This is a genomic window from Allobosea sp. 05T422_2 (genome assembly GCF_056396265.1).
On record NZ_JBFTLD010000217.1, the window covers coordinates 1 to 11573 of the forward strand.

12 protein-coding genes are annotated in these 11573 nt (G+C 66.0%); 2 read left to right on the plus strand and 10 right to left on the minus strand.

Annotated features, from left to right (window positions below):
• The 4 genes from AC1DJT_RS27305 to AC1DJT_RS27320 all read right to left on the minus strand — a co-directional run.
• The coding region (locus AC1DJT_RS27305; RefSeq protein WP_476835269.1) for a sulfatase-like hydrolase/transferase at positions 1-360 on the minus strand (360 nt) is incomplete at its 3' end.
• Between the two features lie 469 nt (positions 361-829).
• The gene (locus AC1DJT_RS27310) at positions 830-2062 is read right to left on the minus strand and encodes an HlyD family secretion protein (RefSeq protein ID WP_441507352.1); all 1233 of its coding nucleotides are present in this window, start codon (positions 2060-2062) and stop codon (positions 830-832) included.
• 481 nt (positions 2063-2543) lie between these two features.
• The gene (locus AC1DJT_RS27315; protein WP_476835270.1) at positions 2544-2903 is read right to left on the minus strand and encodes an alpha/beta hydrolase; all 360 of its coding nucleotides are present in this window, start codon (positions 2901-2903) and stop codon (positions 2544-2546) included.
• A 399-nt stretch (positions 2904-3302) separates the two neighbouring features.
• Positions 3303-3977: an NAD(P)H-binding protein gene (locus AC1DJT_RS27320; RefSeq protein ID WP_441507354.1), complete on the minus strand. Its 675-nt coding sequence runs from the start codon at positions 3975-3977 to the stop codon at positions 3303-3305.
• A 430-nt stretch (positions 3978-4407) separates the two neighbouring features.
• Between AC1DJT_RS27320 and AC1DJT_RS27325 the strand changes: the two genes are divergently transcribed.
• Positions 4408-4956, plus strand: a complete 549-nt coding sequence (locus AC1DJT_RS27325) for a GNAT family N-acetyltransferase (RefSeq protein ID WP_441507355.1) — start codon at positions 4408-4410, stop codon at positions 4954-4956.
• A gap of 615 nt (positions 4957-5571) precedes the next feature.
• Here the strand turns inward: AC1DJT_RS27325 and AC1DJT_RS27330 are convergent.
• Genes AC1DJT_RS27330 through AC1DJT_RS27345 form a run of 4 tightly spaced genes read right to left on the minus strand, consistent with a single transcriptional unit; the run spans position 5572 to position 9304 of the window.
• A complete protein-coding gene (locus AC1DJT_RS27330) occupies positions 5572-6378 on the minus strand; it encodes a substrate-binding domain-containing protein (protein WP_441507356.1) in 807 nt (268 codons plus the stop codon).
• Positions 6368-7219, minus strand: coding sequence for an ABC transporter ATP-binding protein (locus tag AC1DJT_RS27335; protein ID WP_441507357.1), 852 nt, complete (start codon positions 7217-7219; stop codon positions 6368-6370). The genes AC1DJT_RS27330 and AC1DJT_RS27335 overlap by 11 nt, the downstream gene beginning before the upstream one ends.
• Positions 7212-8231, minus strand: a complete 1020-nt coding sequence (locus tag AC1DJT_RS27340; RefSeq protein WP_476769336.1) for a FecCD family ABC transporter permease — start codon at positions 8229-8231, stop codon at positions 7212-7214. The genes AC1DJT_RS27335 and AC1DJT_RS27340 overlap by 8 nt, the downstream gene beginning before the upstream one ends.
• Before the next feature lie 20 nt (positions 8232-8251).
• Positions 8252-9304, minus strand: coding sequence for an ABC transporter substrate-binding protein (locus tag AC1DJT_RS27345; RefSeq protein ID WP_441507359.1), 1053 nt, complete (start codon positions 9302-9304; stop codon positions 8252-8254).
• 241 nt (positions 9305-9545) lie between these two features.
• Here AC1DJT_RS27345 and AC1DJT_RS27350 point away from each other — a divergent pair, with 241 nt between their 5' ends.
• Positions 9546-10247, plus strand: a complete 702-nt coding sequence (locus AC1DJT_RS27350) for a L,D-transpeptidase (protein ID WP_476835271.1) — start codon at positions 9546-9548, stop codon at positions 10245-10247.
• Positions 10248-10319: 72 nt separating this feature from the next.
• Here AC1DJT_RS27350 and AC1DJT_RS27355 read toward each other — a convergent pair whose 3' ends face one another.
• Positions 10320-10736 (minus strand): nuclear transport factor 2 family protein, encoded by a 417-nt coding sequence (locus tag AC1DJT_RS27355; protein WP_441507361.1) that lies wholly within the window; start codon positions 10734-10736, stop codon positions 10320-10322.
• Positions 10737-10760: 24 nt separating this feature from the next.
• Positions 10761-11474, minus strand: coding sequence for a GntR family transcriptional regulator (locus tag AC1DJT_RS27360; protein ID WP_441507362.1), 714 nt, complete (start codon positions 11472-11474; stop codon positions 10761-10763).
• Positions 11475-11573 lie beyond the last annotated feature (99 nt).

The window sequence follows — 11573 nt, forward strand, 5'->3', positions numbered from 1 at the left end:
ACGGTGGTCAAACCCGTGCGCAAGGGGATTTCGCCGGACGGTGGTCAAACCCGTGCGCAAGGGGATTTCGCCGGTGATGAAACTTGCCCTGCCGGCGGTACAACTGGCTTCGGCATAGTAATCCGTGAACATCATTCCCTGCGCCGCCAGCCTGTCGAGGTTGGGCGTCTTCCCGGACATGATACCCCGGTGGTAGGCCCCGACATTGAACCAGCCTACGTCGTCGCCCATGATCACGAGTATGTTAGGCCGCTGTTGCTGCTGGGGCTGAGGTTGCTGCGCTATCGCAGGGAGACTCGCCCCGGTCAGCATGGCGATACTCGCAGAGAGACCAAGCCATTCGCGTCGACCAATCTTCATGTCCGACCCTCCAGGATGATGCTTGTGGCCGCACCTCGTGCCCATGGGCCTCCGCGGGCACCTTAAGAATTTATTCAAAATGGCGGCCGCGCCGATTTACCGGGATAGCAGGGCTGCGTGCTACTGTACCTTGGGGCAGTAGCGCACGGATCCATTGGCGCTTCGATGCCCCAGGAAGGGACATTCTGAGGGTCGGGCCTAGCCAAACTTCGTCCGTCACCGGCCTCGCCGCAAACGTCTCTGTTGGGTCGGGAGCAGCAGTCACCCCCACGATCAGGAATGTCAGCTTTCGGGTAGAGCTCCAATGCGCGCCCAACAGGTACAGGCGCGAGTATCACTCAGCGGCCCTCACGCGCGGAAACCGGATCCATGCAGCGCCGCGGCGTTTCCACCTGTCGGGCGCGGAGAGTTTCTGATGTCCGCTCGACGGAAACCGTAAGGGCGCCGATCGGCGGTTTGCGCTGCCGGATCAGTGTCCGGAGAAAACCAGTGTCTGAATCGGTAGCAGCAGCGCCTGGATCCTCAGGATCATGGCATGAACGAGCCCGACCGCGTCGACCGCATGCAGAGCGACCCTTTTGACTGAGCCGGTGTCCTTCGCCTCGATGCGATCATGGTTGCTCGAATAGGCATTGACGATACAGCTGCTGCCCGGCGTCACGCCGTCGAGCCCATCGGGATAGAGCGGCTCGAGAAATGTCAGGATCGTGCCGGGCTTGGCAATTTGCTGAACATCGATCAGCTGCTCGCCGCCGCGAAACTGCCCAGCTGCGATAAAATCCTGCAGCCCGGTCACCACCATCGGAATGATGACCCAGGGCTTTGAGACGCAGGTGGCCTCGGCAACCATGCCGACCTTCATGATCTGCGCCTCGATCTGGGAGAAGCCGGCCTGCAGGGAGGAGCGCCCGGCCTCCTCGGGGATCAGGACGCCGCCCGCGCGCATGTTCGGGTTGACGAGATCGCCGGCACGAAGCGCAAATTGTTCGACACGGCCGGTGAAGCCGGCCCGGATCACCGTCTTGTCGATATCGATCTGGGCCAAAGCCAGGTCCGCCTGGGCACTATCCCTCTCTGCCGGAAGCTGCGTCGAGATCCGGATCTGCGCGGTATCGCGCGCCGCGGCTGCCGAGTTCACAGCGGCTTCTCGCCCGGCGACGCGGACCTCCAGCCTCTCGATCTCACGCTGCGCGACGACATTCGCGTTCCGTCGCATCAATTCCTGCTTGGTCCGCAGTTCGTCCTGTGCCTGCTGGAGGTCGCTCCTCGCCTCCTGGATCTTGGATTCACTCGAGGCGAGGTCGGACCGGGCGACAACAAGCGCTGCCTCGGTCTCGGCAATCCTGCGGCGGGCGGTCTCGGCTGCCGCTTCCTGCGCGCTGCTGTCGAGACGGAAGATCGGCGCGCCCTTTTCGACCCTGCCACTGAGCCCGACAAAGACCTCGGCGACCTTTCCCCTGTTCTCCGGCATGATCGGCACGGCCCTGAAGAACAGGGTCGCGTTCGTGGTCGAGGGATGATTGTAGAAGACCACCGTGATCAACCCGACGGTCAGCATCGCGCAAGCCGTGATGCCCCAGCGCAGTTCGAACCAGACCGAGAAGAGCGTGATCTCCTTGCCGATCCGACGGCCCTGACCGTAGCGGCGAAACAGGTAGTCGGGCAGGATCGTCAGAAGCGAGCAGAACAAGAGCTCAAGCATGGGAGGGCTCCTTCTGCTCGGCGTCGCGCTTCGACGCGCGATCGGCGTGCGTCTACGAGGGATTCAACCGACGAAGTGGCTCAACCGGTGGGCCATCGCCGCGGTGATGGTGACTGCTGGCACTTCATTTCCACGAACGCTGGACGACGTCGCAAGAGGCTAGTGCTTCTCGACAGCGTCAGCAATCACTCACTCCAGACGTTTCGCGCTTGCAAGCAGCCGGCCAGCACTGCCGCGTCGATCTCCGAGCGGCGCCCGTCCTCGTCGGAACGGATCTTCTCTCCGGCGCGAACGAGCGTGCGCCAGTTCTTGGTAATCAGGTCGGCTGGGGAGGGCGCTAGCGGGCAGCCAGTGCCGGCGGTTTCTGCGCTCGAACCGGACAGGGTCTTGGCCAGGACCTCAAGGGGGCAGTGTCTGGAGCCGATCGGCCGGCGTCTCCGGCCACGGAGGCCAACGGGGACTTTCGGCCCCTTAGCGGACGTCAAACGACCTTCGCCAACCAGCCGCGCAGCAGTGCGAGATCATCACCGGTCAGGGCGTGGCTGGAATTCAGGCTCTGGTGATCGACAATCGCCCCTGCGCGACGCAGTTGCGCCGCCATCTCGATACCGTCTTCCGCCCGCCTGCGAGCATCATGGGTCGCATCGACGACGAGCACCGGCGTGGCCGGCAATCGTGTTTCCCCTGGCGTCGCGAACGGCGAAAGCGGGCGCAGCAGCGCGGCTCCCCTGACCAGATCGGGAAAGAGCATCACCAGGGCGGCAGTCATGATCGCGCCGTTAGAGAACCCGACCAGGATCGGTTTGCTCCGGCCAGGATGCCTTGCGACGATCTCTGCCATGAAGGCTCCGAGAGCCGGCGCTTCGGCCCGGATGCTGTCTTCGTCGATGCTTCGATCGGGCAGGCGCCTGAAGAATGCATGGCCGCCCTCCCATGCGACCGCCCCGCGCAGCKAGAATGCAGCCGCGCTCGGAGCTGCAGCTGCCGCGACGGGAAGCATGTCCGTTTCGTTGCCCCCGGAGCCGTGGAGCAGGATCAGTGGCGGCGCCGATGGATCGCTGGGCTCAACGAAACTGAATTGCATGGGGTCAGCGGGCTTCGACCTRTGGAGTGGATCGGCAGAGATCCCACAGGCATGACGATGGCGTGTCAGCCTGGCAGCCATCTCCGACATTGCGGCAGATGCTGACACTGCCGCGGGGCGACCCGGATGGCGTTCACGGGGCGGCGTGGCCCGCCTCTATCCGCTGACTCGCGTCGCCTGGGAAAGCCGACGCATCTCGGCGTTCTCGTGCAGGTGCCGGCCGGGCGCGGCATTGCCGATGAGCGTGACGATCGCGTCCGCCACCGTTTCCGCAGGGATGGCCCCGTAGCGGGACAGCGGGCCGAGCATGATCGGGGTGAGCGCCGCGAAGATGCGCTGGCCGATCGCCTCCCAGACGCGCCGCTCCGCGCGCCCGCCGAGAAGGAAACCGGGCCGGATCAGGTCGACCCGCGCAAAGCCGAGATCGGTGACCGCCCGCTCGATGGCGCCCTTGGTCTGCAGGTAGAAGCCGGGGCCGCCGGCGCCCACGGCGGTCACCAGGATGAACTGCCGGGCCCCAAGCGCTCGCGCAGCCCGGGCGACGGCGAGCACATAATCATGGTCGACGCGGAACATGGCCGGCTGCGACCCCGCCGTGCGGATGGTCGTGCCGAGACAGGATATCGCGACGTCGATGCCGTCGGGCGCAAGTGGCTTCAGGAACGCCTCGGGCGTTTCGTAGAGCTGCTCGAAATCGACCTCATGCCCGGACGCGGACGCTCCACGGCGCACGAGGCTGACGAGATCGATGTCGGGACGTGCGGCGAGCCGGGCCCGGACAAGGCTGCCGACCAGTCCGGTGCTGCCGGCGAGGAGGACGTGCTGGGTCATGGCGGGGAAGGCCTGGTCACGGAAGACTTGGGCAGGCAAGGCTTGGGCAGGGAAGACATGGGCAGGGGCTCCTAGCTCACGGCGACCATGGCCATTATTCCGAGCGCCGGTCAAAGAGGGGGGCGGCGGGCGGGGTTTCGAGCCTGGGGGGCGTTCGACCCTGGCAGAGGCGGACCACGCTACGCCACCTCGGTCGCTCCTGTCTGCCGAGATCGGCGACACCGGCATCATCGCCACCATCAATCCCTCGGCCGGCCGGATGCGCGATTCTCGGGGCCCCGTTTTCGGGAGGCCAGCAATAGCTGTGGGGCAGKATGAGTTGAGCGATGCGGCCGACAAACACGCGCCATTATCGACTGGCCCTGTACGATTTCGCCGTCCACGGGTGTCAGTGCGCGGCGAGGCCTGTCTTCACGGTTGAGGTTTGCTCATGTCCAGGATCCGTCACGCCCAATTGAACCCGAACGCACCGGGCGCCAGGTTGCGCCTGCGCCCGTGGCGGATGGAGGACCGTGAACTCGGGCTGGCGCTGTTCGAGAGCAATGTGCCCCGCTACTTCGCAGCGGCCGAGAGGCCCGATTTCCTCACCTTTCTCGACGACATGCCGGGGCCCTATTTCATGCTGGAGTCGATGGACGGCGAGGCGCTGGGCTGCGGCGGCTATGCCGGCGGGGGCGAAGACCCCTCGGTCGCCTTCCTATGCTGGGGCATGGTGCGGGGCGACCTGCACGGTCGACGGCTGGGCGAGCGCCTGCTGAGCGAACGCTTGGCGCAGATCGCCGCGGAACCGGTGTTCGAGACGGTGATCATCGAGACCACCCAGTATAGTTGCGGGTTCTTCGCGCATTATAGCTTCGTCGAAACCACCCGCGTACCGGACGGCTTTGCGCCGGGCATGGACCGCGTGGACATGACGCTGCAACTGGACACATACCGACACGCCATGAGCACGGTTGAGATCGCTGCGCCATCAACGTGAACAAGGCTCTTATGGTTTGACCGCATCGTCTTCGTGAGCCTCAGTGCCGAACAAATCGGGCGGCCACGTGTTCCCCACGCGTTCCCGAGGAGGCGGCAGATCAGGCCGCCTCGAGCTCAATGGCACTGTGTGAGGCCACTGGCTCGCATCAGGAGGCGGAACGCCGGGCATTCCTCACCGGATTTCTGGGCATGAGTCTTGGCCTGGCCCTCGCTTTGCGGCCCCAGGGCGCGCAGGCCGCCCCACGGCTCCAGGCGCCCGAGGCGCCAAACGCAGATCTGTCTGATCTGACGCTTCCGGACGGAACGCCATTGGATTGGGCCCAACAGCGTGGTTCGGATTGGGATCGCCGGCATCACCGCCCGCCGCAGCATCGCAGACATCACCGCCGCCATCGGCGCCAGCTCTGCCGTGTGCATCGCGACAGCTTTGGCAGGCGCATCCGCCGCTGCCATTGGGTCTGATAGGGGCCGGCTTTCAGCGCGTGAAAAAACGCTTTCCGCTCGTGCGAGGCTGGCCCTTGCCCGACCCTGACCGCGACCTGTCGCGGGCGCCGCGGCGTATCAATGGCGACAGGGCAGGGTGGTGCCGTGAGACATGCTCCGGCTCATCCTTTCACTCGCGAGCCGGTGCCTTCGCACCGGTGTGGATGGTCTGGCTCTGCGAAACGTGGTTGGGGGCGATGAAGCCATTGCGATAGAGCAGCGCCCCGGCCTCACCGCCTGTCAGGAAGGCAGCAAGCCCATACCCGCGCTGCCCGGTCCCGCGCGCGACGGCCAGACCATAGGACGCCGTCACCGCGCAGCCCTGGGGCAGATCGACGGGCGCGCAGGGGCCGGAGGGATCAAGCCCCCATGTGCCGGATTGGTAGCCGAGGACGATATCGGCCTGTCCCGTCTCGATCAGCCATGCGGCCGGCGCGCGCCCCGCCGGAACCTCTGACGCAAAGCCGCCGCCGAGCAGCCGGCGAGCCTTGGCGGCAAGCAGCGCGCCGGCGCCCGGCCGCAGCCGGTCGATCCGCGCGAAGACCATCTCGGCATAATCGCCCGATGGGTCGGCGCCCGGCGTCGAGGTCGCGAGCATGAGCGCCGGATTGAGCATGGCGTCGATCAGCCCGGCGGATTGGATGCCGAAATTACGGCGGACGACCGCACAGAACGGATTGCGGGCAAAGCAGATCGGCTCGTCGAACAGGCCAGCTTCGAACAATCGGCGGGGATGGTCCAGATTGGCGGACGCGAAGACATCGGGCGCCGCGCCGGCTTCGATGCGCTGGCGCAGCAGTCCGGCCGGGCCGAAGAGCGCCTCCACACGGATCGCGTGGGCCTGCTCGAACAGCGGCAGAATCTCCCCGAAAGCGCGGCGCAGGCTGCCCGCGGCATAGAGCCTGACGGGATCGGCGGCGGCGACCTCACTTGGCATGGCGGTCTCCCGGAACCGGCTTGCCGCCGTGCAAGACTTGGTCGCGCAAGACCTGGTCGCACAAGACCCGGCTGCGCAAGACCTGACTGCGGAAAACCGGGGCGAAGGCAGTCAGTTCCCGGCCCTCGGCTGTAAAGCGCAGAAGGCGCACCGGCACCTTGTAGAGTTCCGCGAGATGGGCCTCCGTCATCGTCTCGGCMGTGGGGCCGATCAGATGCCGTTCGTCGTCGCCCATCAGCAGCACCCGGTCGGCGATGGCGAGGGCGTGGTCGGGATGATGCGTCGTGAACAGCACTGCGAGCTGCCGGTCGTCGCAGATGGTGCGGATCAGCGCCATGACCTCGTCCTGATGGTGCAGGTCGAGCGCGGCGGCGGGCTCGTCGAGCAGCAGGATCGGTGTTTCGCCGGCGAGCGCCTGGGCGATCAGGACGAGCTGCCGCTCACCGCCGGAGAGCGACGTGAAGGCGCGTTCCGCCAGCGCCGCGATGCCGAGTTCGGCGAGGCAGGCGGCCGCGATCTCGCGGTCGCGTCGGCCGGGTGCCCGCAGCAGCGGGGCATGCCGCGTTCGCCCCATCAGCACGATCTCGAACGCGCTGTAGGAAAAGGCCGGCATGAAGGCCTGCGGCACGAAGCCGACGGCGTCCCCGACCGCGATGCGGCCGGCATTGGGCGCGATCAGCCCGGCGATGGCGCGCAGCAGCGTGGATTTTCCGCGCCCGTTGGGGCCGAGCACCGCGACGATCTCGCCCGCAGAAACCGTCAGGTCGAGCGCGCGGAACTGCCAGCGCCGGCCGTCATAGGAATGGCCGGCCTGCTCGGCCCGGATGCGGGGTTCAGCCATGGCCGCGCTCCGAGCCGGTGGCGCGCAGGAAGACGAGGGCGAAGACAGGCGCGCCGATCAGCGCCGTCAGGATGCCGAGCGGGATCTCGCTCTGGCTCAAGCTGCGCGCGACATCGTCGACCAGCACCATGAGCAGACCGCCGGCAAGCATCGCCGCCGGCATGAGGGCGCGATGGTCGGGGCCGACCAGCATCCGCGCCAGATGCGGGATGACGAGGCCGATCCAGCCGATCACGCCGCTGACCGCGACCTGGGCCGAGACGATCAGCCCGATCAGCGTCAGCACGAGCCAGCGCGTCGGCTCGGTCCGGACGCCGAGCGCCCGTGCCTCCTCCTCGCCCAGCGACAGGATGTTGATGCGCCAGCGCAGCAGCAGGAGCAGGACGGCGCCCGGCGCAAGCAGCCCCAGCATCAGCGCGAGCTTGTCGTAATCGGCGGTGGCGAAGGAGCCGAGCAGCCAGAACACGATGCGCGGCAGCTTCTCCTCGGCGTCGGCGAGATATTGCACCAGGCTCACCAGGGCGCCGAAGAAGCCGCTGACGACGACGCCCGCCAGCACCAGGACCAGCATGTTGCGCCGCGCCACCAGCGCGTTCAGCGCGTAGACCATCAGCAGGGCCAGCATGCCGAAGAGAAAGGCGAGCAGCAGCAGGAGCCCGCGCGGCCCGCTCAGCAGGATCGCGAGCGTGCCGCCGAAGGCCGCCCCGGTCGAGACGCCGATGATATGCGGGCCGACCAGCGGGTTGCGGAACACCCCTTGCAGCGCCGCCCCGCACAGGGCCAGCCCCGCCCCGGCCGCAAGCGCGGTCAGGACGCGCGGCAGCCTGACCGTCAGCACGACATGGCGCTCGATCGCATCCGTGCCGTCGAATGCGAGCAGGATCTGCCCGACACGGGCCGGTGAAATGCCGTAGCGGCCGATGCCGAGCGAGACCAGCAGGACGAGCACGAGCGCGCCTGCAAGAAGCGCCAGAACAAGGCCGGGGGCGGCGCGACGTCTTGTGCGCGCCACGCGGCGGTCGGCCCCCGCCGTCAATGGAAAGAATCGTAGCCGGTGCGGTAGAAGCGCCTGTAATAGGCGTCCGCCTCGGCCTGCATGTCGATATCGGCGAAGCGGTCGGGATAGAGCTTCTTGGCCATCCAGAGCTCGCCCAGCGCCATCGCCTCGGGCATGGGATAGCCCCAGGCCTTGGCATATTCCGGCATCAGGTAGATGCGGCCCGCCTTGACCGCCTCGATCGGCTGCCAGGCCGGGGCGCGCCGGATCTCCTCGACCACCTCAGGATAGCGCTCCTGCACGAAGATGACGGCGGGATTCCATTTCAGGACATCCTCCATCGTCACCTGCTTGAAGCCCTGCAAGGCGGCGGCGACATTGGCCGCGCCGGCACGGTTCATCATGATGCCGGTATATTTGCCCGAGCCATAGGTGTTGAGGTCGGGATTGGCCATATAGGCGCTGACGCGCTGCCCCGGCGCGACCGAAGCGAGCCGCTGTGCGACCAGCTTGCGCTTGGCCTGGGCATAGGCGACCAGCGCCTCGGCCTCGTCCTTGCGGTCGAGCACGGTACCGACCAGCCTGACGCCCTCGGCGAAACCGCTCTCATAGGCCGCCTGCTCATCGGCGACGACGGGGCTGACCTTGGTCGCCTCGCCCGGCGGTGCGCTCAGCAGCGAGATCGCGATGACGGGAATGCCGGCCTTCTCGATCTGGCCGATCATCTCCGCCGGCGCGTAGTTGGTGACGAAGACCGCGTCGGGCTTCAGCTGCAGCAGGGCCTCGATATTGAGCTTGGTCAGGCCGCCCGGCATCGGCAATTTTGCGAGCTCGGGAGCAAGGCGGACATAGTTCGCGCCGAGCTGCTGCTTCCACTGGTCGAGGATGCCGGCGAGCTTGCCGGTCGCGTTCATCTGGACGACGAGATTGAGCGTCTGGTGCTGGAGCACGACGGCCCGCGAGACAGTGTCGGGCAGCGTCACCGTCCGCCCTAGCTGGTCCGTGACGATCCGCTCGGCATGGCCGGACGTCGCCATCAGCGGCGCAAGCAACAAGGCGAGGAGAAGAGCCGGGACGCGCGATCTCATGACTATCCTCCCGCAAGCCGATGAAGCGTCGGACGTGCAATGCCGGGATGCCGGATCGGCATCGAGGCGCTGTATTCAACCGGGAATAGCGTGCGATGCCTTGGGCGGCAAGCTGGCTGGAGGCTTGGTTCTTCAGCTTCCGCCTCCTCGCTCCACAGCGGCTTCGCCCTCCTGAGTCGGCTTAACGTCGCCCTAACGATCTAAGTCCATGTTTCTCCAAAGCCTTGCCTGAGAGACATCCATGCCGACCCGCCGTTGCTTTACCATGTCTGCCTTGACCTTTGCCGCTGCCGGGCTCGCGGGATGCGGCACGAGAAGCAGCGTCGGCCTGCCGGCTGTTTCCCCAGCCAGAGCGAGCCCGACGCGTACATTGGCGCGGCCGATCTACGCCGAAGTCTATACGGATTATCCAGGTGAGCGGTTTGCGGTCCGGACGGTGGATTATCGAAAGGTTGATCCGGCCTATCTGCGCCAGACCGTCGAGCTTACGCGAGAGGAGGCCCCGGGCTCKATCATCGCCGATCCGGCCTCTTACCATCTCTATTTCGTCGAAACGCCCCGCGTTGCGACCCGCTACGGCGTCGGTGTTGGACGTGAGGGCTTCGCCTGGTCCGGCTTGGCGCGGGTCAACATGAAGCGGGACTGGCCCGATTGGGTTCCGCCCCGCGAAATGATTGAGCGTGAGCCAGCCATCAAGGCCCAGCTCGAGAAGACGCCGAGGGGCCTTGGCGTGCGCGGTGGCCCCAATAGTCCGCTGGGCGCGCGTACCCTGTATCTTTTCGGGGAAGGTCGGGATCTTGGCTACCGAATTCACGGCACTCTGGAGCCCTACAGTGTTGGCACCAACGTCTCGTCGGGCTGCATCCGGATGATCAATCAGGATATCGTGCATCTCTACGCACGCGTCGCCCCCGGAACGCCTGTTACCGTACTGGCTGCGTGACACTCGGCTGGGCGGCGCGGCGCTGTTCACGCCGCGACCCGTGCTCGGCTCCGACGGTCGGCCGCATCCGGGTTAGTTCCCAGGGGCCTTTCCCGCCTGCGTGTTGCTTTCGATCTGCGAGACGTGGTTGAGGGCGATGACCCATCCATTGTCGCGCTTGCGCATCAGGCGGGTGTTGACGCCGGTCTGGTTACCCGCCGCGCGCACCAGCTTGTAGTCGCTGATCAACTGGGCGGCATCGGGCCCCAGCATCTCGATGCGGATGTTCGAAAAGGCGAGCTCGCCCTGCGAACCCGGCCCGCCGCCATAATCGGCGATGTAATGGTCGAGCGTTCCCTGCCAGTCCTTCTGGATGCGGCCGCGCGAGACGAAGATCACATCGGGATTGGCGAAGCCAGCCATATAGCCCGCGAAATCGCCGCGGTTCCAGGCCGCCTGCATCGTGGCGATCACCGCACAGATCGCCTCTTTCTCAATGCTATCAGTCATTTGGAACGTACCTTTCAGAGCGCGTCAGAGCGCATTCTTGGCGACGGCCTCGTCTTCCTGACGCTGCCGTTTGATCAGGACTTCCTGGGCCGCCGAGACGAGATGGCGGCGCAGCGCGTTTTCCGCAGTCTTGGCGTCCTGATCCAGGATCGCGTCGACGATCTGCTGATGCTCGCGGCAGGAGCGCTTGATGCGTCCCTTGTCCTTGAGCTGGAATTTGCGGAAGGGCGCGAGCTTCAGCCGTAGCGTCTGGGCAACCGCGATCAGGTCGCTGTTATGGCTGCCCTGGAAGAGCAGGCTGTGAAACTGCGTGTTGAGCTCGGTGTAGCCATCGAGGTCGCCATCGTCGGCCAGCGCATTCATCTGGCGGTGCAGGCTTTCGAGTTCGGCCCGCTCCCGCATCGTCATCCGGTGTGAGGAGAGCCGGCCGCAGGTCGCCTCGAGCTCGGCCATCGCCTCGAACATCTCGTCGATGCGCTCCGTGGAAATCTGCGTCACGACCACGCCCTTATAGGGCTCGCGCTCGGCCAGCCCGCGGCCGCACAGGATATGCAGTGCTTCCCGGACGGGCGTGCGGGAGACGCCGAACTGCAGGGCGATGGAGGCTTCATCGAGCCGGGAGCCCGCCGGAAATTCGCCGTTGATCACAGCCTCTTCGAGCTGTTCGGCGATGAAATCACTGCGACTTTTCTTGGTGGCGGCCGGCACGTCCAGCATCGCGCGATCTTCAATTCCCAAGCTCGCCATCCCCTGAGTTGACCATCTCGGCCGATCCCGATGAGTACACAATCCTATTGCAATGTAGACAAAAAATATACAAAACGAGCCGCTCCCGCA

Coding starts and splice junctions, on each gene's coding strand:
- AC1DJT_RS27325 (WP_441507355.1), top strand. CDS start 4,408: ATGTCCAGGATCCGTCACGCCCAATTGAACCCGAACGCACCGGGCGCC.
- AC1DJT_RS27315 (WP_476835270.1), bottom strand. CDS start 2,903: ATGGCAGAGATCGTCGCAAGGCATCCTGGCCGGAGCAAACCGATCCTG.
- AC1DJT_RS27345 (WP_441507359.1), bottom strand. CDS start 9,304: ATGAGATCGCGCGTCCCGGCTCTTCTCCTCGCCTTGTTGCTTGCGCCG.
- AC1DJT_RS27310 (WP_441507352.1), bottom strand. CDS start 2,062: ATGCTTGAGCTCTTGTTCTGCTCGCTTCTGACGATCCTGCCCGACTAC.
- AC1DJT_RS27330 (WP_441507356.1), bottom strand. CDS start 6,378: ATGCCAAGTGAGGTCGCCGCCGCCGATCCCGTCAGGCTCTATGCCGCG.
- AC1DJT_RS27355 (WP_441507361.1), bottom strand. CDS start 10,736: ATGACTGATAGCATTGAGAAAGAGGCGATCTGTGCGGTGATCGCCACG.
- AC1DJT_RS27320 (WP_441507354.1), bottom strand. CDS start 3,977: ATGACCCAGCACGTCCTCCTCGCCGGCAGCACCGGACTGGTCGGCAGC.